The sequence below is a fragment of the Pseudomonas sp. SLBN-26 genome, from assembly GCF_006715895.1.
GTDB lineage: Bacteria > Pseudomonadota > Gammaproteobacteria > Pseudomonadales > Pseudomonadaceae > Metapseudomonas > Metapseudomonas otitidis.
Genome location: NZ_VFOB01000001.1, coordinates 3,991,944 through 4,013,412 on the forward strand (window position 1 = coordinate 3,991,944; position 21,469 = coordinate 4,013,412).

The window sequence follows — 21,469 nt, forward strand, 5'->3', positions numbered from 1 at the left end:
CAGGCGGTTTAACGGCGGGCGGCGAAGCGGGTAAGCTTGCGGCTTTCCCTCTTCAGCCCGCCGAATCCATGCGCCTTTCCCGCTTTTTCATCGACGCCGCCCTCGCCCTCGGGCAACACGCCCTGCCCGAAGCCCAGGCCCACTACATCGGTCGCGTGCTGCGCCTGGCCGAAGGTGATGCCGTCCAACTGTTCGACGGCTCGGGCCAGGAATTCATCGGCGAACTGGTGGAGGTCGGCAAGAAGAGCGTCCGCGTCGAACTGCGCGAAGCCTTCGCCGGCCTGGCCGAGTCGCCGCTGCGGGTCCACCTCGGCCAAGGCCTGTCCCGGGGCGAGCGCATGGACTGGGCCATCCAGAAGGCCACCGAGCTGGGCGTGGCGGAGATCACCCCCCTGGTGAGCGAGCGCTGCGAAGTGCGCCTGAAGGATGAACGCGCCGACAAGCGCCTGGCCCACTGGCGCCAGGTGGCCATCAGCGCCTGCGAGCAATGCGGCCGCTCGGTGCTGCCGGTGATCCACCCGCCGGTGACGCTGGGGGAGTGGCAGAAGCAGGTGGAGGCGGACCTCAAGCTGGTCCTGCACCCGGTGGCCGAGCCCCTGGCCAGCCATGCACGACCAGCCACGCTGGCGTTCCTCATCGGCCCGGAGGGCGGGCTGTCCGACGCCGAAGTGGAAGCCGCCCAGCAGCAGGGCTTCCAGGCGGCACGCCTGGGCCCGCGCGTACTGCGCACGGAAACCGCGCCGGTGGTGGCGCTGAGCGTCGCCCAGCAGTTGTGGGGGGATTTCTAAGGGGGCAGGCCGCCGCAGCGGCTCAGCGGCTCAGATCAGGCCGGCGTCCGCCAGGAGTTGCTCCAGGCCGACCAGGTCCGGAATCTTGGCGATGCCGTCCTCCAGTTGCACCGAACCCAGCTCCAGGGGCAGCAGCTCGGCATTGGCCGAGGGCAGGTCGGTGTCGACCTTGAGGGAGCGCGGAATGCCCTGCACCAGCAGGGCGATGAACTTCACATGGGCACGGCTGCCCAGGGCGTTGAGCACCACCACCCGCGCGCTGGAGCCCACCTGGGGCTGGCCACCGCTGGCGGCTTCGAACGACAGCAGGGGCAGGCGCAGGTCGCGCCAGGCTACCTGGCCGAGGAACCAGGCCGGCATCCCGGCGGACGCTTGGGGCGCCCGGTAGGGGATCAGCTCCGCCACCGCCACGTTGGGCACCAGCAGGGTGCGGTCGGTCAGCGACAGCAGCAGCCCGGTCAGGCTGTTGGCGCTCTGGGTGTTGGCGACGGCTTGGCTCATGGCGTTTCCTTCAACGATTCTTCAAGACCACCGGCGGCGCGTCAGGCGCACTGCTCGGCCAGGTGGTTCACCAGCGCCTGGGCCAGCTCGCGCGGGTCGGCACTGAAACTGCTGTAGCCGCCTTCACGCAGGCTGTCGGGCATGCTCGAACAGACGCAGCTCTCGGCCCGCTGGGTCCAGATCGGCGCGCCCTGGCGGCGCACGTAGGCCGCTGCGGCGCTGCCATCACTGCCCATGCCGCTGAAGGCGATCACGCCGCACTGCTCGCCGAAGTGCTGGGCGAGGTTGAGCATGATCTGGTCGATGGATGGGCTGTAGGGCTCGGGCCAGGGGCGGTTGCCCATGAGCATCGCGCCGTCTTCGGCGAAGGTCAGCTCCTGGGCGATCGGCACCACCACCACCTCGCCGGCGCGCACGCGGTCGCCGGGGCGAGCCAGGTTGACCGGCCACTGGCTGTGGCGGCCGACGGCCTGGGGCAGGATGCTTTCGAAGGCGGGATCGATGTGCTGGGCGTAGAGGAAACCCACCGGCAGGCCGCCGGGCAGTGCATCAAGGAAGGCCTTCACCGCCGCCGGCCCCCCGAGGGACGCCGCCAGCAGCCAGACCTGGCGCGCCGGCTCGCCCGCCACCAGCGGGGTGTCCGCCAGGGCACGCGGCAGGTCCAGGCGGGCGGGGCGCTGGGCCTCGGCCATCAGGGCCTCCAGGCTCGGGCCGACCGCCACGGCGGGGTCTCCAACCAGGCGCTTGAGCTTGCCGAACAGGCGGCGCTCCCAGCGCGGGTAGTTTTCCGAATGGCGTTCCGGGGCGTGCCCTTCGCCGAACAGCACCGGGGCGCTGGCGCGCTCCAGCAGGCTGTCCACCAGCGGCGAGTCTTCCGATTGGGCCAGGTCCACCAGCCAGAGGTCGGCGTCGCAGGCACTCAGGGCGTCGTCGTCGAGGCGGGCCGGGTCACTGTTGAGGATCACCTGGTAGCCGTTGCCGACCAGCGCCTGCTGCAGCACATGGCGCTGCAGCGAGGTGTCGGCGATGACGGCGATGCGTGCAGAGGTTTTCTCAGTCATGTCCCTTGACCAGTCGCTGGATGGTTTCAAGCAGCAGGGACTCCTGGTACGGCTTGCCCAGGTAGTCGTTCACGCCGATGGCCATCGCCCGCTCGCGGTGTTTCTCGCCGGTACGGGAGGTGATCATGATGATCGGCAGGTCCTTCAGGCTCGCGTCGTGACGCACCAGGGTGGCCACTTCGAAGCCGTCCATGCGCGGCATCTCGATGTCCAGCAGCATGACGTCGGGGCGGTGCTCCTGCAGCTGGGCGATGGCGTCCACCCCGTCCTTGGCGGTCAGCACGTTCATGCCGTTGCGTTCCAGCAGGCGGCTGGTGACCTTGCGCACGGTGACCGAGTCGTCCACCACCATGACCACCGGCGGGCGGTCGTGGTCCAGTTCCGCCGGCAGGGCGGCCTGGCTGGTGGTGCGCGGCAGCATCTGCACCTGGTGGGCATGGCGCGCACGGATGGTCGCCAGCAGATCGAGAATCACCACCACGCGGCCGTCCCCGAGGATGGTGGCACCGGAGATGCCCTGCACCCCGGCGAACTGCGGGCCGAGGCCCTTTACCACGATCTCGCGGGAGCCGGCCAGGGCGTCCACCTGGACGGCCACGGCGTGCTCGGTGGAACGCACCAGGATCACCGGCAGCGGCAGGCTCTGGCCCACCAGCTTGGGATGCTGGCCATTGTTCAGCAGGTCGCCCAGGTACTTCAGTTCGTAGGCCTGGCCGGCGTACTCGAAGCGCGGCGCATCCGGCTGGTAGTAGGCCTCCAGCTCGTACGGGGAGACCCGCACGATACCTTCGATGGTGTTCAGCGGGATGGCGTAGAGGTCTTCGCCGGAGAGCACCATCAGCGCACGGTTCACCGACACGGTGAACGGCAGGCGGATGAGGAAGCGCGAACCCTCGCCCGGGGTCGACTCGATGCTCATGGAGCCGCCGAGCTGCTTGACCTCGGAGTGCACCACGTCCATGCCCACGCCACGCCCGGAGATCTGCGTGACCTTCTCGGCAGTGGAAAAGCCGGCCTCGAGGATGAACTGCAGCACCTCGTGGTCGGAGAGCTGGGAGTCGGCATCCATCAGCCCACGCTCGATGGCCTTGCGGCGCACGGCGTCGAGGCGGATGCCGCCACCGTCGTCGGACAGGGTCAGGAGGATGTCGCCACCCTCGCGGCCCAGGGTCAGGCGGATGGTACCGGCGTCGGGCTTGCCGGCGGCGCGGCGCAGTTCGACCGGCTCGATGCCGTGGTCGACGGCGTTGCGCAGCATGTGCTCCAGGGGCGCGACGATGCGCTCGAGCACGGTCCGGTCCATTTCGCCCTCGGCGTTGCCGACGAGGAATTCCACCTGCTTGCCCAGCTCGCTGGCCACCTGGCGCACGATGCGGCGCAGGCGCGGTACGAGGCGGTCGAAGGGCACCATGCGGGTTCGCATGAGGCCTTCCTGCAGCTCGGTGTTGACCCGTGCCTGTTGCAGCAGCAGGGTTTCGGCGTCGCGGTTACGCGCGGCCAGGGTTTCCTTCAGGTCCAGCAAGTCGGACGCGGACTCGAACAGTGCGCGGGAGAGCTGCTGCAGCTGGGAGTGGCGGTCCATTTCCAGCGGGTCGAAGTCCTCGTAGCCGGCGCGCTCGGCCTCGGCCTGGTAGCGGCTGAGGATCTGCGCCTGGGTCTCGGTGTCGAGGCGGCGGAGCTGGTCGCGTACCCGCTCGATGGTGGATTCCATCTCGCTCAGGGTGAAGCTGAAGTCGCTCACCTGCTGCTCGACACGGCCCCGGAAGATCGACGTTTCACCCGCCAGGTTGACCAGGCCTTCCAGCAGGTCGGCCGGTACCTTGACCATTTCCTGCGGCGCACGACGTGCGGCTGCATCCTGGGCGGCTTCCTGGGCCTTGAGCACGAACGGCAGGACCTTGTCCTCGGTCACCGCCACCGGCACGGCGCTCGCCGCCACGATGGGGGCTGCGAGGGTCGGCTGGGGCGCCGGCTCGTGGATCTCGGCAGGCGCTTCGGGCTCGTCCGCCAGGCTGGCGTCCAGGCGTTGGCGCAGTTGGTCCAGCTCGGCCTGCAGGCCTTCGAAGCCGGACTGCACGTCGAGGAACAGGCTTTCGGGCCAGGGCGCGCCTTGTTGCAGCGCCTCGGTCAGGTGCTGTTCCAGGTCGTGGCTGAGGTCGCCCAGGCGTTTCTGGCCGGCCAGGCGCGCACCGCCCTTGAGGGTGTGCAGCAGGCGCAGGAGGTCGTCGATCTGGGCGCTGTCGTCGCGGTTCTCTTCCCAGCGGCCGATGGTGCGCTCCATCGCTTCCAGCAGGTCATCACCCTCTTCGAGGAAGATGTCGAGGATGTCGGCTTCCGCCTCCTCGTCCTCCACCACGGGCGTGGCGACAGGCTGCAGGTGCACGCTGGAGGGCATGCTCAGCTGTTCGTCGGGGTTGGCACGGAAGCGGCGGATCGCCTCGATCAGCACGCTGCCATCCGGCACCGCGCGCTTGTCGCGCACGGCTTCGAGCATCTCGGCAAGGCGGTCGTGGCAGGACTGCAGCAACCCGAACAGCGTCGGGCTGGCACGCAGGCGGCCGCCACAGAGGCCTTCGTAGAGGAATTCCAGTTCGTGGGCGAGGTCACCGATCTCGCGAATCTCGGCCATGCGCGCACCACCCTTGAGGGTGTGCAGGTCGCGTTGCAGGGCCTCGACTTCCAGCAGGTTGTCGACGTCCTCCATCCAGCGCTGCAGGGCGTTGCCGGCGCTTTCGATGATGTCGAAGCCTTCCTCGAGGAAGATTTCCACCAGTTCGGGATCACGGTCATCGAAGGCGCTGTGGACCAGCTCGCTCACCACGGGAGCCGGTACAACCGGCTCGACCGGGGCGGGCGTCTCGGCCACCTCGGGCAGCGCCAGCTCGATGCTCGGCTCGTCGTCCACCTCCGGCAGCGCCGGGGCTTCATCCACCGGCAGCCATTCGGCGTCGGGCTCGGGCTCGGGCTCGGGCTCGGGCTCGGGCTCGGGCTCGGGAGAAAGTGTGGCTTCGGCTTCGGCTTCGGCTTCGGCTTCGGCTTCGGCTTCGGCTTCGGCTTCGGCTTCGGCTTCGGCTTCGGCTTCGGCTTCGGCTTCGGCTTCGGCTTCGGCTTCGGCTTCGGCTTCGGGGGCAGGCGACAGGTCGCCTTCGCTCTCGTCAAGCAGCCAGGCATCGGCCTCGACGCTTTCCACGAGCGCCGGCTCGTCGGACTCCGGCAGGGGCAGGTCTTCCAGCACCAGCGGGGCGTCGGCGTCGGGTTCGTCGAGGGTCGGCAGCGGCAGGACGTCATCGTCCAGCTCAGGCAGGCCGGCATCCAGTTCGAGGGGCGCTTCGGACACCTCATCCGGCAAGGCAGGCGCTTCCACCTCTGCCTCTGCCGGCGGGGCGATGGCCTCATTCACCGGGGCCTCGGCCACCGGCGCGACGGGCAGGCTTACCGTGCCGCCTTGGCGAAACGCACGAATCGCCTGGATCAGCGCCTCCGGGTTGCGCAGCGGTTGGCGGGCCTGGAGCTGGTCGAGCATCACGGCCAGGTCGTCATGGCTGGCCTGGAGCAGGCCGGCTAATGCCGGGGAATGGTTGAAGCGACGGTCCACCAGCCCTTCGTAGAGGGATTCGAGTTCGTGGGCGAGGTCGCCGATGGGGGCGATCTCGGCCATGCGCGCGCCACCCTTGAGGGTGTGCAGGTCACGCTGCAGCGAGTGCAGCGGCGCGTGGTTGTCCGGCTCGTCGAGCCAGCGTTCCAGCGCCTGGCCGGAGCTTTCCAGGATGTCCACGGCCTCTTCGAGGAAGATGGAGACCATCTCCTCGTCGAGGTTCTCGTAGGCCAGCGGTGCGGCAGGCGGTTCGACCGCGGCGGCAGGCTCGGCGGCCGGGACGGGCACCGGCTCGATGGCCTCGGCGGGCTCGTCGAGCAACTCCGGCAGGGTGACCGGTTCAAGGGCCGGCACTTCATCCAGCTCGGGCAGCGGCGGCAGTGCGTCATCGTCCGCGAGCGTCAGCTCAGCTTCGGTGGCGGGCGGCAGCGCCTGGTCCGGCTCTTCGACCAGCAGTCCGGTGTCGCGGTCCATGTCCAGCAGCGCGAGGGCTGCCGGATCGACGGCCTGCTGGAGCAGGTCGCGCAGGGCCTGGACCCGCTCCGGCTGGGGCGTGACCTGAAGGGCGGCGGCGACCTGGTCCATCATGCTGATCAGCGCTTCGTGGGCCCGTTCAGCCTCGTCGAAGAAGCGCTCGCTGACCGGCAGGCTGCCTTCCTCGACGGCACCGTAGGTGTCCAGCAGGGCTTCGCAGAGCTCTTCGATCTGCGGCAGCTCGGCCATCTCGGCGCCACGGCCGAGGGTGTTCAGTTCTTCCAGCAGGGCGCCCAGTTCCTGGCGCTCGGAGGGGTGCTCGCGCCAGCGGCGCAGCAGGTCCTCGGCATCCAGGAGGATATCCATGCCTTCGGCGAGGAAGATGGAGATCAGTTGCGGGTCGCGCCCGGCCTGGCCCTGATCGCCCAGGCGAGCGGCTTCGGCCGCGCCGATGCGCTCGGCGTGCAGGCGCTGGACGCGTTCGAGGAAGGCCTCGGTCCCGGGGATCGGGCGCAGCGGTGCGGTTTCCAGCTGCTCCAGGCCGATGCGGAACAGTTGCTCGGCATCGCGCAGCAGTTCGGCATCCACCAGGTCCATCTGGATCAGGTTGGTCTTGTATTCCTTGGCCAGCTTTTCCAGCGGCATGGCGATGGCGGCGATCGGCAGGATGCCAGCCATGTGCGCACTGCCCTTGAGGGTGTGCAGGGCGCGCTGGAGGTTGTCGGTCACCGGCTGCGGCAGGGACTGCGCGCAATCGGCGAGGAAGCCGACGAGGGTTTCCAGGTGGGCTTCGGCCTCGTTGCGGAAGATGTCCAGCAACTGCGGGTCGAGCGGCTCTTCATCGGTCGACGCGCTGGAAGCAACGGTCGGCGCGGCCACTTCGGGCTGAGAAGGAAGCTCGCCCACGGGCTCGGCAGCCTGTACGGAGACCGGGGCTTCAGATTTTGGGAGGCGCTGCCCCTTGGCCAGGGCGTGCGCCTCGGCGGCCAGGTGGTCGACATCGTCCCGCTGGCGCTGGGCCTTGGCGGCGAATTCGTCCACCAGTTGCGGCAGCAGGGCGACCACGTCGTTGACCACGCCCTTGACGTCCTCGTCCGGCTGGATGCTGCGGTCGAGCACGCGGTTGAGCAGGTTCTCGATGGACCAGGACAGCTCGCCGATGACCAGCGCGCGGACCATGCGGCCGCTGCCCTTGAGGGTGTGGAAGGCACGGCGGACTTCGGTCAGCGCGTCCTTGTCGTCCGTATTGGCGCACCAGCGCGGCAGGTAGTCGCCGATGGTCTCCAGCACTTCGCCGGCTTCTTCGATGAAGACCTCCAGCAGTTCGTCGTCCACCGGCTCTTCATCGGCAGGCGGCGGCAACAGGCTGGGCGGGACCTCGCCAGCAGGCGGGTTGATGGGCTGCACCGGGGCAGCCATGACATCGGCCATGGACAGCGCGCGGGGCGCTTCCTCGACCGGGGCGACAACGGGCTCCAGCGGGGCGGAGGGCAGGTCGACCTCCGGCAGGTCGAGGCCGCTCAGCTCCACGTCGTCCCAGCTGGGGGTGGATTCGGGCAGCGGCTCGAGGCTGAGGGGCTCGGCAGCCGGCAGCGGCTCGAGGGCCTCGAGGTCGAAGGAGGCGAAGGACTCGTCGGCCGGCTTGGCCTGATCGAGGGATTCCAGTTCCAACGGGGCGTCGAGGCTGAAGTCGATGACCTCGGGGGCCTGGACCTCCGGCTCGCCGAGGTTCCAGTTGTCATCGGAGACCAGCAGCGTCGGCGCGTCATCGGCCTTCAGCTCGGTGGTCTCGAAACTGTCGAGGGTGCCCAGCTCCAGAGGCTCGTCCAGCAGCGGCTGGGCTTCCAGCTCGGGCAGCGGCTCCAGTTCGGGCAGTGCGTCGAAGGCTACCGGCTCGAAGCTGTCCAGCGGTTCGAGCTCCGGCAGGGCATCCAGTGCAGGGTCCTCTTCCACCGGGGCGGAAGGCTCGGCGAAATCGGCATCGAGCGTGATTTCCGGCTCGGCTGGCAGGGGTTCGAAGGCCAGGGGCTCGACCGGCTCGGGCGCTTCCTCGGCGAGGACTTCGATCTCCTCCACCGGGTCGGCCAGCGGAGCGGGCTCTTCGGCCTGGAACTCCGGGAGATCGAGGATGGAGGGCTTGGCCTTGAGCGGGTAGCCCAGGTTCTCCAGGCTCTCCTCGGCCACGTCGAGGATCATGTCGCCTTGGGTGGCGTGGTCCTCGGAGAGGCGCTCCAGGTAGTACTCGACGCTGGTGATGGCGTCGGCCAGGGTGTCCAGGCTCTGCCAGTTGGGCACGGCCTTGCGGGCCAGGAGCTGTTCCTGGATGTAGCGGTTGCAGGCTTCCAGCAGGGCAGCGGCGCGGGCCAGGGGGATCATCGCCAGGCCGCCACGGACCTGGGTCAGCAGGTCGGGCACGCGGGCCAGGTGCTCGTGGTTCCACTGGGAGGCGATGAACTCGATGATCGCGTCCTTGGCCTGTTCGAGGCCATTGCGCGCTTCCTTGATCACCAGTTGGTGGATCTGCGCCACGTCGGTGGTGGGCAGGTGACTCTCTTCGCGGGAACCGTCATCGGCCGGGCCGACCATGCCGGCGAGGGTCGCCTCGACGTACAGCAGGGCGCCGGCGACGTCCATGAGAACGGCGTCGTTGGGCTCGCGCTGCCCGAGGGACAGGCTGTGGATGACGTCGATCTGGTCGAGGATGACCCGGCGCGGTTGGCCGAAGCCGAGCACGGCCAGGGTGTCGGCGATCTGCTTGAGGGGCGCGAGCAGGGCATCCAGTTCGGTGACGCCGCGGCGGTCGCTGCGCACGAAGATGTCGAGGCTGTCCTTGACGCGGACCAGCTCTTCGCAAAGGGCGGTGACCACCGAGCGCATGGCGTCGCGGTCGGGGCCGGCCAGGCGGGCACGCTCCTCGTCCACCACGTCGGTGTCGGGCAGGGCTTCGTCGAGGCGGTACTGTTCCTTGAGGGCACGGATGCGCGGCGACTGGGCCGGGGCCTTGGCGATGTAGAACAGCAGGTTCTTGACCAGTTCGTCCGGGGCCGGCTGGTTGATGCCATCGGCGCCCTGGTCGACCAGGCGCTTGAGTTCCTTGTCGATCTGGCGCAGCAGGGTGCGGACGGAGGTGCCGTTGACCACACTGCCATTGGCCAGGCCTTCGACCATGCCGGAGGCGATGGGCCACAAGGTGCCCAGCGGGGCTTCCTTGCAAAGCGATTCGAGGCGGGCGAAGACGCGGGCCATGTAGCCGAGGTTGGTGGCCAGGTCCTGGCCACGGATGATCCCCACCAGGGCCATCTGCAGCATCTGCCGCAGCTTGCGCAGCAGTACCGGCAGTTCGGCGGTGCGCATGCGGGCCAGCGCATCCACCGAGAGTGCGGGGGTGCGGCTGGAGAGATCGGGGGAGAACAGGCTGGTTTCGGACAGCAACTTCTCGCCACGGGCGGCGCGCAGGTCGTTGAGCAGCGGCAGGACGACCATGGGCAGGTCACGGCGCGCGCTCTGGATGCGATCCAGGTAGACCGGCAACTGCAGGATGGCCTGCATGAGCACTTCCAGGGCTTCGCCCTGGTTGGTCACGCGGCCTTCCATCAGTGCCTGGGCGAGCTGCTCCATTTCCTCGGCGAGCAGGGCCGCGCCGTAGAACTCGACCATCTGCAGGGTGCCGTGGACCTGGTGCACGTAGGTCTGGCAGAAACGCATGCGCGTCGGGTCCTGGGTGTTCTCGACGAACGCCTCCAGGGCCTGGCGGGCCTGCTTCAGGGTTTCCGCGATCTCGCCCTTGACCCACTCCAGGGCGACATAATCGTGCCGATCACTCATAGCCGTCTGCTATCCCTTCCGGGTGAATGCCAGAACCTGATCGTCGGCCACCGGCTCCAGGTCCGGATGGTGCCAACCAACCACTTCACCGACGCCGATCACCATGAGCCCACCGGGCGCCAGGCGCTCGGCCAGGCGGTTGAGGATTTCACGGCGACGCCAGCGGCGGAAATAGATCAGCAGGTTCTGGCAGAAAATTACGTCCATGCCGGACATTGGCGCCTTCGCCAGTTCCAGCACATTGAGCCGGGCGCAACACACGCGCGCGGCCAGGCTCTCCACAACTTTGAAACGGCCATCGCCCAGAGGCTGGAAGTAGCGCTCGCCCATGTCGCCTTCCAGGTGCTCCAGGCGCCGTGCGCCGTACACCCCCTCGCGGGCCTTGTTCAGGGCGCTGAGGCTGATGTCGGTGCCGGTCACACCAAAATAGTCGGGCCGCTCGCTGCCCGTGAGGGCCTCGGCGGCCGCGATGGCCAGGGAGTACGGCTCTTCGCCGCTGGAACAACCGACGCTCCAGAGGGCGAGGGGGCTGTCCAGTCCCTTGGCAACACGCTCGCGCAGATAGGAGCCGAGCAGGTCGAACGAGGGTCCGTGGCGGAAGAAACGGGTTTCCTGAACGGTGAGGCGGTCCAGCAGGGTCGACCATTCGACGGCACCACGCGGCCCGTCGGTGACCTGGCGGAAGTAGAGGGTGTAGTCGTCTACACCCAGCTCTCGCATCCGCGCGGTGAGGTTGGTCTGCAGGAACGAGCGTCGCTGCTCGTTGATGACCACGCCGGTACGTTCCTCGAGCAGCGATTGCCAGTCATGGAACTGCGCGGGGGTCATGTCGGCCATGGGTTTCAAGGCCCACACGCCGCCAGGCTGCATGCTGTCGTGCCTCTCGCTCATGGCCGTTGCGCCGCAGCCTCAGGCTGCGGCACCTCCCTTGGTCAGGCCCGGTCTGCGTCCGGCAGGTTGAAGCCGGATACCGACTTGCGCATCTCGCTCGCCATCTTGGCGAGGTTACCGATGCTCTTGGCGGTTGCCGTGGTACCGGCGGAGGTCTGCGAGGTGATCTCCTGAATGACGTTCATGGTGTTGGAAATGTGGCCCGCGGACGACGCCTGCTGGCGTGCCGCGTTGGAGATGTTCTGGATCAGGGCCGCGAGGGTCTTGGATACCTTCTCGATCTCTTCCAGGGCCACACCGGCGTCCTGCGCGAGGCGGGCACCGCGTACCACTTCGGAGGTGGTCTGCTCCATGGAGATAACCGCTTCGTTGGTGTCGGTCTGAATGGTCTTAACCAGGGCCTCGATCTGCTTGGTTGCGGCAGAGGAACGTTCTGCGAGGCGCTGTACCTCGTCCGCTACCACGGCGAAGCCTCGACCGGCGTCACCCGCCATGGACGCCTGGATCGCGGCGTTCAGTGCAAGGATGTTGGTCTGGTCGGCAATGTCGTTAATCAGGCTCACGATGTCACCGATCTCCTGGGACGATTCACCGAGACGCTTGATTCGCTTGGAGGTGTCCTGGATCTGCTCGCGGATGTTGTCCATGCCGGTGATGGTGTTGTGCACCACTTCGTTGCCCTTGTTGGCGATGGCTACGGAACGCTCCGCTACCGCGGAGGATTCCGAGGCGTTCGCCGATACCTGGTCAATCGACACGGCCATTTCGTTGATCGCGGCGGACGCACCGGCGATTTCCTGGGCCTGGTGCTCGGAAGCCTCGGCCAGGTGCATGGCGGTGGCCTGGGTTTCCTGGGCAGCGGCGGCTACCTGCACGGCGGTCAGGTTGATGGTCTCTACCAGTTCGCGGAGCTGGTCGATGGAGTAGTTGATCGAGTCCGCGATCGCACCGGTGAAGTCCTCGGTTACGGTCGCCGCTACGGTCAAGTCACCGTCTGCAAGGTCGGCAATTTCGTCGAGCAGTCGCAGAATCGCGGCCTGGTTACGTTCGTTCTTCTCGGCGGTCTCGGCCAGACGCTGGCGGGTGGTCTGAACCATGACCAGGCCGATCAGGATGATCGAACCCAGTGCCAGGGCACCGAGGATGTAGCCAGCCAGGGTGTTCAGGCTACGGCCGGCGGCTTGCTCTTCGAAGCCGGCGGCCAGCTGGGACGCCTTGTCCAGCAGGGTCTGGGAGCCGGTGAAGATGGTGTTGGCGGATTCACGGACCTGGAAGAGTTCGGGCGAGGTCTCAAGGATCTCGTCCACGGAACCGGAGACGAACTCGAACAGTTCGGAAATCTCCTGCAGGCGCTCCAGGGCTTCGGTGTCGGTCACCTTGGAGATTTCCATAGCGGCGTTGCCTTCGAGCATCGCGTTCAGTACGCGGCCGAACAGGCTGGCGTCGCGGCCGAACATGTCGGCGGCCTGTACGGAGTCCTGGTCACCGGCCAGTACCTTGTTCACGGAGCCGAGGATCCGTTCGGCCAGCAGCGACTGGCGCTGGGCCACGGACACCTGGGCAGCGGGCGCGCCGCTTTCCAGAAGGATGTCCACGACTTCCTCGTACTCAACCTGCAGCTGCGGGATGGTCTCGGCGAGGGTGCCGGCTACCTGGTGCAGGGAGAGTACGGTCTGCTCGCTGGCCAGGATGGCGTCGGAGTTCTGCCGCAGGCTGTTCCAGTCCGCCTGCACGGCGTCCATCTGGGCCTTGACGGCTTCGGGCGCCGGCGGCAGGCCGGTTTCCGCGTCACCGTTGAGCAGGATGTTCCAGCGCTTCTCGAAGTCGTTGCGCGCTTCCTTCAACAGGGCGAAGGCCTCGGGCTTGCCCGCCGCCGCTTCGGTGGCGTTCTTCGCGATACGCTGGGACAGGACCCGCAGCTCACCGGAGTGGCCGAGGTATTCCTGGTCGTGGTTCGCCTGCGTGTTGAGGTACGCGAAGTTGGCGAACAGCAGCACGATGGAGACGATCAGGACCACGAAGAGTCCGGCGATCAACGTACTGCTGCGCGCTCCCGCGAGTAGATTGCCTGCGTTCAGTTTTTTCATTATCGGGCCCCCGCCTGGACCAACTACACAACGATTTCCATGTAACGCCAAGGGCCGGTATAGACCGGCCCAACCTTGGATCAACGGCACACGCTGGTGCCTGGGTCAGCCGGAGACACTGCACTCCGGCCGATCGGGCCGCCCCTCCCGGAAACGGCCCTGCGCGCAGGCCCGAAGGCCTGCGCGTTGGGAACTAGACCGCGACGTCCAGGAACACCTGGTGCTGGGCCAGCGCATGAGGGCTGAACACCAGCCAGGGATGTTCACGCTGGAACACGCCGTGGATGAAGGGTTGGATGGTGGCCTCCAGCGGCGGCAGTTCCTCGGAGAACGAGCCCACCGGGAAGTGCTGCATGCCGAAGACTTCGTCGACGATGAGGCCGGCGAAGATTTCCTGGTGGTCGACCACCAGCACCCGGCGCTGCTTGCGCAGGGACGAGAGTTCGCCGCCGAAGAAGCCGCACAGGTCCATGATCGGTAGCAACCGGCCACGGACGTTGGCGACTCCCTTGACCCAGGGTTTCACCCCCGGCAGTTGGGTGTAGCGGGGCTCGTGGAGCACTTCGCCCACTTCGCCCATGGACGCCACGAAGAAGCGCTCGCCCATGCGAAAACCGATCCCACTCCAGGTCTGGACCGTTTCCTGCTGGGCGGGCAAGCCCGCCGCCAGGGCGCGGCAGTGCTGGTCGATCTCGAGGAGTATCTGGAATGGGGTCTTTGCGTCCGACATGCGGGGCTGAGCCTTCTTCTAGGGCATCACGGTGCTACCGGCATCAGCCGGCCAGCACCGCGTTGAGGGTTTTCAGCAGCGTGTCTTCGTCGATCGGCTTGGTCAGGTAGTCCTTCGCGCCCTGGCGCTTGCCCCAGACCTTGTCGGTTTCCTGATCCTTGGTGGTGACGATGATCACCGGGATGTGGCTGGTTTCGGCGTCCTTGGTCAGCTGACGGGTCGCCTGGAAGCCATTGAGGCCGGGCATGACGATGTCCATCAGCACGGCGTCGGGTTTTTCCTGGCGAGCCAGGGCGACGCCATCGGCGCCATTTTCCGCCTTCAGTACCTGATGGCCATGTTTTTCGAGCATAGCGGTCAGCTTGTACATTTCGGTCGGCGAGTCATCAACAATCAGAATACGAGCCATGTTTGTCCCCAATACGGAAAGGCACTTCCAGCCACGAGGGCCGGACTTCAGGAGGCTTGTTCCACCGGGGTGAAATCAGGCACGTGGGTCTTGATCGCGCCGAGCAGTTCTTCCTTGCTGAAGGGCTTGGTGAGGTACTGGTCGGAACCGACGATGCGACCCTTGGCCTTGTCGAACAGGCCGTCCTTGGAGGACAGCATGATCACCGGGGTGGACTTGAAAGCACTGTTGTTCTTGATCAGGGCGCAGGTCTGATAACCGTCGAGACGCGGCATCATGATGTCGACAAAGATGATGTTCGGGTGTGTGTCCGCGATCTTGGCCAGGGCATCGAAACCGTCGACAGCCGTGATGACCTCGCAACCCACCTTCTTCAGCAGAGTTTCAGCGGTGCGACGAATCGTCTTCGAATCGTCGATCACCATCACCTTCAAACCCTCGGAATGCTGTTCCATGTTCGCCCTACCATCGCCTCGGTGAGTCGTTATTAGCTTCGTTCAGTGCGCCTGAGGCCCTGTCAGCGACGGGCTGCGACCCAATCGTCGGGCCTTTTTAGCACACTCTCCAGACGCAAGCCAGAAACCGCCTACGCCATGGATTTGCCAGTTCGCACGGCGAGGTTTCCCTTGACCGCAACCGCCTCCAGCGCCACCCTGAGCGCCTCTTCCGGGGCCCGATCGAGGCCCCTTTCTTCACTTCACGAGTTGCGGAGACACCACCCATGAGCGTTCGCCTCGGGATCGTCATGGACCCCATTGCGCAGATCAACTTCAAGAAGGACAGCTCCCTGGCCATGCTTCTCGCGGCCCAGGCTCGCGGCTGGTCCCTCTTCTATATGGAGCAGCAGGATCTTTACCAGGCAGCGGGCGTAGCCCGTGCCCGCATTAAACCGCTCGAGGTGAAAGCCGACCCTGCGGGTTGGTATGTCCTCGGGGATGAGCAGGACACCCCGCTCGCCGACCTCGACGTGATCCTCATGCGCAAGGATCCGCCCTTCGACAACGAGTTCATCTACTCCACCTACCTGCTGGAGCAGGCCGAACGCGCCGGCGTGCTGGTGGTGAACCGTCCGCAGAGTCTGCGCGACTGCAACGAGAAGTTCTTTGCCACGCTCTTCCCGCACCTCACCCCGACGACTCTGGTGAGTCGACGGCCCGACATTCTGCGCGAGTTTGCAAAAGAGCAGCGTGACATCATTCTCAAACCCCTTGATGGCATGGGCGGTTCGATGATTTTTCGTCACCGCGAGGGCGACCCGAACCTTTCGGTGATCCTGGAGACCCTCACCCGCCACGGCGCCGAGCAGATCATGGCGCAGCGCTACCTGCCGGCGATCGTCGACGGGGACAAACGTATCCTGATGATAGACGGCGAACCGGTACCTTACTGCCTGGCGCGCATTCCCGCTGCCGGCGAGACCCGTGGCAACCTCGCCGCTGGTGGTCGGGGCGAAGCCCGCCCGCTGACCGAGCGGGACCGCGAGATCGCCGCCACCGTCGGTCCGGTACTGCGGGAGAAGGGCCTGCTGTTCGTCGGCCTCGACGTGATCGGCGACCACCTCACCGAGATCAACGTCACCAGCCCGACCTGCATCCGCGAGATCGACGCGGCGTACGACACCCGCATCGGCGAACGCCTGATGGACGTCATCGCCACCCGCCTGGAGGCGAACCAGAGCAAGCCGCAAGCTTGACGCAGTCAACACCTTGCAGCTTGCGGCTTGCAGCCTGCCGCCCCAGTTCGGCAGACTGCGCGCCACTTTGAGCAGACCCGATGTGCGATGAACGCAGCCGCTGACCTCCCCCGCTTCCCCTCCGCCAGCGTGCGCCCGGCGGACAGGCTCGGCTTCACCCTGTTCCTCGCCGCGGTGCTGCACATCGCGCTCATCCTCGGTGTCGGCTTCACCTTCAGCGACCCCAGCCAGATCAGCAAGACGCTGGAAGTCACCCTCGCCACCTTCAAGAGTGACGAGAAGCCGAAGGAAGCCGACTACCTGGCGCAGAACAACCAGCAAGGCAGCGGCACCCTGGAACACAAGGACACGCCCAAGACCACCGAGCAGGCGATGTTCCAGGACCAGGAGATCCGCAAGGTTACTCCGCCCGCCGCGCCCCAGCAGACCAAGCGCCAGGAAGCCCCCAAGGCGGCCATCGCCACCACGGCACCCAAGCCGCAGAAGACCCCGGTCAAGCGCGAGGAAGCCAAGCCCGAGCCCGAGGCGCCGCCCGCCCCCGTATTCGACAGTGCCCAGCTCTCCTCCGAGATCGCCAGCCTGGAGGCCGAGCTGTCCCAGGAGCAGCAGCGCTACGCCAAGCGCCCACGCATCCACCGCCTCAACGCGGCCTCGACCATGCGCGACAAGGGTGCCTGGTACAAGGACGAATGGCGCAAGAAGATCGAGCGCGTCGGCAACCTCAACTACCCCGAAGAGGCCCGCCGCCAGCGCATCTACGGCTCGCTGAGGCTGCTGGTGTCGATCAACCGCGACGGCACTCTTTATGAGGTGCAGGTGCTGGAGTCATCCGGCCAGCCGGTACTGGACCAGGCCGCCATGCGCATCGTCCGCCTCGCCGCCCCCTTCGCCCCCTTCACCGGCGACCTGGCCGATATCGACCGCCTGGAAATCATCCGCACCTGGCGCTTCGAGCGGGGCGACAGGCTCTCCAGCAACTGAACCGGCACCCTTGAAGCCGACGGCGCGAAGATCGACACTAGCGCCCATGAAAAGCACCGCGCCCAGCTACCTCAAGCACCACTTCCTGATCGCCATGCCGCACATGGACGATCCCAACTTCGCGCAGACCGTCACCTACCTGGTCGAACACAACGACCAGGGCGCCATGGGGCTGGTGATCAACCGCCCCAACGGCCTCAACCTCGGTGACGTGCTCGAACAACTGCGCCCCGACGACACCGCCCCCGCCCACTGCCAGAACCTGCCCATCTACGCCGGCGGCCCCGTGCAGACGGACCGCGGCTTCGTCCTGCACCCCAGCGGCCCGCAGTACCAGGCCACCCTGGACCTGGGCGACCTGGCGCTGTCCACCTCCCAGGACGTGCTGTTCGCCATCGCCGACGGCAGCGGCCCGCAGAAGAGCCTCATCGCCCTCGGCTATGCCGGCTGGCAGGCCGGGCAACTGGAGGCCGAGCTGGCCGAAAACGCCTGGCTCACCTGCCCCGCCGACCCGACCATCCTCTTCGACACCCCCAGCGACCAGCGCCTCGCCGCTGCCGCTGCACGGCTGGGGGTCAACCTCAACCTGCTCACCAGCCAGGCCGGGCACGCCTGATGGCCGGCCCGACAACCGCGCCCCGGCTGCTCCTCGGCTTCGACTACGGCACCCGCCAGATCGGCGTCGCCGTCGGCCAGGCCGTCACCGGCCAGGCCCGCGAACTGTGCGTGCTCAAGGCACAGAACGGCGTACCCGACTGGCAGAAGGTCGAGGCCCTGATCAAGGAGTGGCAGCCCGACGCCATCGTCGTCGGCCTGCCGCTGAACATGGACGGCACCCCCAGCGAGATGAGCGAACGCGCCGAGAAATTCGGCCGGCGCCTCAATGGCCGCTTCAACCTGCCCGTCTTCACCCACGACGAACGCCTGACCACCTTCGAAGCCAAGGGCCACCGCCTGGCGCAGGGCCAGCGCGGCGGCTACCGCGAACGCCCGGTGGACGCCCTGGCCGCCGCCCTGCTGCTGGAAGGCTGGCTGGCCGAGCACCCCGGACACGACTAGCGAGGAACGCCCATGACATTGCCCAACCCGGCCGAACTGCTGCCGCAGATGGCCCGCGCCCTGACCGACCACCTGGCGGCCCGGCACATCGACACACCGCGCTTCATCGGCATCCGCACCGGCGGCGTCTGGGTCGCCCAGGCCCTGATGGAAGCCCTGGGCCGCGACGACGCCATGGGCGTGCTCGACGTTTCCTTCTACCGCGACGACTTCACCCAGAACGGCCTGCATCCCCAGGTGCAGCCCTCCGAACTGCCCTTCGAGATCGAAGGCCAGCACCTGGTGCTGATCGATGACGTGCTCATGAGCGGGCGCACCGTGCGCGCCGCCCTCAACGAGCTGTTCGACTATGGCCGCCCGGCCAGCGTGACCCTGGTCTGCCTGCTGGACCTCAACGCCCGGGAGCTGCCGATCCGCCCCGACGTGGTCGGCGCCACCCTGTCCCTGGCCACCCACGAGCGGGTAAAATTGCTCGGCCCCGCGCCGCTCGCACTCGAGCGCCAGGTCCTCGCCGCCTCCTGAAAACCCGACCCCCAGGGCCCGCCCCATGCCGAACGCCAAGCGCCCGCTGCAGCTCAACGACCAGGGCCAGCTGCGCCACTTCCTCTCGCTCGACGGCCTGCCCCGTGAGCTGCTGACCGAAATCCTCGACACCGCCGACTCCTTCCTCGAAGTCGGCGCCCGCGCCGTCAAGAAGGTGCCCCTGTTGCGCGGCAAGACGGTGTGCAACGTGTTCTTCGAGAACTCCACGCGCACCCGCACCACCTTCGAGCTGGCGGCCCAGCGCCTCTCCGCCGACGTCATCAGCCTGAACGTCTCCACCTCCTCCACCAGCAAGGGCGAGACGCTGTTCGACACCCTGCGCAACCTGGAGGCCATGGCGGCCGACATGTTCGTGGTCCGCCATGCCGACTCCGGCGCCGCCCACTTCATCGCCGAGCACGTCTGCCCTGACGTCGCCATCATCAACGGCGGCGACGGGCGCCACGCACACCCGACCCAGGGCATGCTCGACATGCTCACCATCCGCCGCCACAAAGGCAGCTTCGAGAACCTCTCGGTGGCCATCGTCGGCGACATCCTGCACTCGCGCGTCGCCCGCTCCGACATGCTCGCCCTCAAGGCCCTGGGCTGCCCGGACATCCGCGTGATCGCGCCGCGCACCCTGCTGCCCATCGGCATCGAGCAGTACGGCGTCAGCGTCCACACCGACCTGGCCGAAGGGCTCAAGGACGTGGACGTGGTGATCATGCTGCGCCTGCAGCGCGAGCGCATGCAGGGCGGCCTGCTGCCCAGCGAAGGCGAGTTCTACCGCCTTTACGGGCTGACCACCCAGCGCCTCAAGCTGGCCAAGCCCGACGCCATCGTCATGCACCCGGGGCCGATCAACCGTGGCGTGGAGATCGAGTCCGCCGTCGCCGACGGCAGCCACTCGGTGATCCTCAACCAGGTCACCTATGGCATCGCCATCCGCATGGCCGTGCTCTCCATGGCCATGAGCGGCCAGAACACCCAACGCCAGATCAATCAGGAAGCCGAGGTGCAGAACTGATGCGTACCCACATCATCGGCGCCCGCCTCATCGACCCCGCCAGCGGCACCGACCAGGTCACCGACCTGTTCCTCCAGGCCGGCAAGGTCACCGCCATCGGCCAGGCACCGGTCGGCTTCGAGGCCGAGACCCGCATCGACGCCCAGGGCCTGGTGGCCGCTCCCGGCCTGGTGGACCTCAACGCCGCCCTGCGCGAGCCCGGCTACAGCCGCAAGGGCAACGTCGACAGCGAGACCCGCGCCGCCGCCGCCGGTGGCGTGACCAGCCTGTGCTGCCCGCCGCTGACCCGCCCGGTGCTGGACACACCCGCCGTGGCCGAACTGATCCTCGACCGCGCCCGCGAAGCTGGCCACGCCAAGGTCTTCCCCATCGGCGCCCTCACCCGCAACCTCGCCGGCGAGCAGCTGGCCGAGCTGGTCGCCCTGCGTGACACCGGCTGCGTCGCCTTCGGCAACGGCCTGGCGCCCATGAGCAGCAGCCGCACCCTGCGCCGCGCCATGGAGTACGCCGCCACCTTCGACCTGACCCTGGTGCTGCAGCCCCAGGACGCCGACCTGGCGGAAGGCGGCCTCGCCCACGAAGGCGCCACCGCCGGCTTCCTCGGCCTGGCCGGGATCCCCGAGAGCGCCGAGACCGTGGCCCTGGCCCGTGACCTGCTGCTGGTGGAGCAGAGCGGCGTGCGCGCGCACTTCAGCCAGATCACCAGCGCCCGTGGTGCCGAAATGGTCGCCGAGGCCCAGGCCCGCGGCCTGCCGGTCACCGCCGATGTCGCCATGTACCAGCTGCTGCTGACCGACGACGCCCTCACCGGCTTCTCCAGCCTCTACCACGTGCAGCCGCCGCTGCGCAGCCAGGCGGACCGCGAAGGCCTGCGCCAGGCGGTGAAGAGCGGCGTGATCGGCGCCATCGCCAGCCACCACCAGCCCCACGAAGCCGACGCCAAGCTGGCGCCCTTCGCCGCCACCGAGCCCGGCATCAGCAGCGTCGAACTGCTGCTGCCGCTGGCCATGAGCCTGGTGGAAGACGGCCTGCTGGACCTGCCCACCCTGCTCGCCCGCCTCACCGCCGGCCCGGCCCGCGCCCTGCGCTTGCCGGCTGGCCGCGTGGCGGTCGGTGCCCCGGCAGACCTGGTGCTGTTCGACCCGAAGGGCCGCACCCAGGCCGGCGAAGCCTGGCACTCGCGCGGGCGCAACTGCCCGTTCATCGGCGACTCGCTGCCCGGGCGCGTGCGCTACACCTTCATGGACGGCCACCTGACCTTCCAGGGCTGAAGCTGAAACCGCTGCAAACGAAAGGGGCCGTCATCGACGACCCCTTTTGCTTTCCGGCTCAACGCTGGGCGTTGAGCACCGAGATTTGCGTGTTCAAGGTCCAGAAGTCGTAGAGCACGCCCAGCAGGAAGAACCCACCGGTGAAGAAATAGAGGATGCCGGTGATCCATTTGCCCTGGTACATGCGGTGCACACCGAACACACCGAGGAAGGTCAGCAGCAGCCAGGCCACCGTGTAGTCGTAGGAGCCCGCGTTGAAGCGCAGGGCGGCCTCGCGCTCCATGGACGGGATCAGGAACAGGTCGATGATCCAGCCGATGAAGAACAGCCCCAGGGTAAAGAACCACAGGGTGCCGGTCACCGGCCGGCCGTAGTAGAAGCGGTGCGCCCCGAGGAATCCGAAGATCCACAGGAGGTAGCCGATCAGGGTGCTGTGGGTATCCGGGCGTTGCATGTGATCTCCTGATGACGGGCCGGCGACCGAAGGTCGTCGACGGACTTGCACAGGTTCCGGTCGCCGAAATACTGTATGCACGTACAGTTAATTTCAGA

Annotated in this window: 17 protein-coding genes; 8 read left to right on the plus strand and 9 right to left on the minus strand. The window is 67.4% G+C overall.

Annotation, left to right across the window (positions count from 1 at the left end; translation table 11 throughout):
* Window positions 1-68: 68 nt before the first annotated feature.
* On the plus strand, window positions 69-788 hold the full coding sequence (locus tag FBY21_RS18395) for a 16S rRNA (uracil(1498)-N(3))-methyltransferase (protein ID WP_044403548.1): 720 nt from the start codon (window positions 69-71) through the stop codon (window positions 786-788).
* A gap of 30 nt (window positions 789-818) precedes the next feature.
* Here FBY21_RS18395 and FBY21_RS18400 read toward each other — a convergent pair whose 3' ends face one another.
* The 8 genes from FBY21_RS18400 to pilG all read right to left on the minus strand — a co-directional run bounded on the left by FBY21_RS18400 (window position 819) and on the right by pilG (window position 14,816).
* Window positions 819-1,289 (minus strand): chemotaxis protein CheW, encoded by a 471-nt coding sequence (locus FBY21_RS18400; protein WP_044403550.1) that lies wholly within the window; start codon window positions 1,287-1,289, stop codon window positions 819-821.
* A gap of 41 nt (window positions 1,290-1,330) precedes the next feature.
* Window positions 1,331-2,350 (minus strand): chemotaxis protein CheB, encoded by a 1,020-nt coding sequence (locus tag FBY21_RS18405; protein ID WP_142012795.1) that lies wholly within the window; start codon window positions 2,348-2,350, stop codon window positions 1,331-1,333.
* Window positions 2,343-10,244, minus strand: a complete 7,902-nt coding sequence (locus FBY21_RS18410) for an Hpt domain-containing protein (protein ID WP_142012797.1) — start codon at window positions 10,242-10,244, stop codon at window positions 2,343-2,345. The genes FBY21_RS18405 and FBY21_RS18410 overlap by 8 nt, the downstream gene beginning before the upstream one ends.
* A gap of 9 nt (window positions 10,245-10,253) precedes the next feature.
* A complete protein-coding gene (locus FBY21_RS18415; RefSeq protein WP_107329858.1) occupies window positions 10,254-11,114 on the minus strand; it encodes a CheR family methyltransferase in 861 nt (286 codons plus the stop codon).
* Window positions 11,115-11,176: 62 nt separating this feature from the next.
* Complete coding sequence (locus tag FBY21_RS18420) at window positions 11,177-13,222, minus strand: methyl-accepting chemotaxis protein (protein WP_044403555.1); 2,046 nt, start codon at window positions 13,220-13,222, stop codon at window positions 11,177-11,179.
* Window positions 13,223-13,415: 193 nt separating this feature from the next.
* The gene (locus tag FBY21_RS18425) at window positions 13,416-13,952 is read right to left on the minus strand and encodes a chemotaxis protein CheW (protein WP_142012799.1); all 537 of its coding nucleotides are present in this window, start codon (window positions 13,950-13,952) and stop codon (window positions 13,416-13,418) included.
* 43 nt (window positions 13,953-13,995) lie between these two features.
* A complete protein-coding gene (pilH, locus tag FBY21_RS18430) occupies window positions 13,996-14,361 on the minus strand; it encodes a twitching motility response regulator PilH (protein WP_003458790.1) in 366 nt (121 codons plus the stop codon).
* A gap of 47 nt (window positions 14,362-14,408) precedes the next feature.
* Window positions 14,409-14,816: a twitching motility response regulator PilG gene (gene pilG, locus FBY21_RS18435; protein WP_021218373.1), complete on the minus strand. Its 408-nt coding sequence runs from the start codon at window positions 14,814-14,816 to the stop codon at window positions 14,409-14,411.
* A gap of 266 nt (window positions 14,817-15,082) precedes the next feature.
* Here pilG and gshB point away from each other — a divergent pair, with 266 nt between their 5' ends.
* The 7 genes from gshB to FBY21_RS18470 all read left to right on the plus strand — a co-directional run bounded on the left by gshB (window position 15,083) and on the right by FBY21_RS18470 (window position 20,917).
* Window positions 15,083-16,054, plus strand: coding sequence for a glutathione synthase (gshB, locus tag FBY21_RS18440; RefSeq protein WP_142012802.1), 972 nt, complete (start codon window positions 15,083-15,085; stop codon window positions 16,052-16,054).
* Between the two features lie 87 nt (window positions 16,055-16,141).
* Complete coding sequence (locus tag FBY21_RS18445) at window positions 16,142-17,035, plus strand: energy transducer TonB (protein WP_074967208.1); 894 nt, start codon at window positions 16,142-16,144, stop codon at window positions 17,033-17,035.
* Between the two features lie 46 nt (window positions 17,036-17,081).
* Window positions 17,082-17,651: a YqgE/AlgH family protein gene (locus FBY21_RS18450; protein ID WP_142012805.1), complete on the plus strand. Its 570-nt coding sequence runs from the start codon at window positions 17,082-17,084 to the stop codon at window positions 17,649-17,651.
* Window positions 17,651-18,094, plus strand: a complete 444-nt coding sequence (ruvX, locus tag FBY21_RS18455) for a Holliday junction resolvase RuvX (RefSeq protein WP_044403573.1) — start codon at window positions 17,651-17,653, stop codon at window positions 18,092-18,094. Before FBY21_RS18450 ends, ruvX begins: the two co-directional genes overlap by 1 nt.
* A 12-nt stretch (window positions 18,095-18,106) precedes the next feature.
* Window positions 18,107-18,616 (plus strand): bifunctional pyr operon transcriptional regulator/uracil phosphoribosyltransferase PyrR, encoded by a 510-nt coding sequence (pyrR, locus tag FBY21_RS18460; RefSeq protein WP_044403576.1) that lies wholly within the window; start codon window positions 18,107-18,109, stop codon window positions 18,614-18,616.
* Window positions 18,617-18,641: 25 nt separating this feature from the next.
* Window positions 18,642-19,646: an aspartate carbamoyltransferase catalytic subunit gene (locus FBY21_RS18465; protein ID WP_044403578.1), complete on the plus strand. Its 1,005-nt coding sequence runs from the start codon at window positions 18,642-18,644 to the stop codon at window positions 19,644-19,646.
* On the plus strand, window positions 19,646-20,917 hold the full coding sequence (locus tag FBY21_RS18470; RefSeq protein WP_142012807.1) for a dihydroorotase: 1,272 nt from the start codon (window positions 19,646-19,648) through the stop codon (window positions 20,915-20,917). Before FBY21_RS18465 ends, FBY21_RS18470 begins: the two co-directional genes overlap by 1 nt.
* 58 nt (window positions 20,918-20,975) lie before the next feature.
* Here the strand turns inward: FBY21_RS18470 and FBY21_RS18475 are convergent, their stop codons facing one another.
* Window positions 20,976-21,371 carry an NINE protein gene (locus FBY21_RS18475; RefSeq protein ID WP_142012809.1) on the minus strand — a complete coding sequence of 132 codons (396 nt, stop codon included), beginning with the start codon at window positions 21,369-21,371 and terminating at the stop codon, window positions 20,976-20,978.
* Window positions 21,372-21,469: the final 98 nt, after the last annotated feature.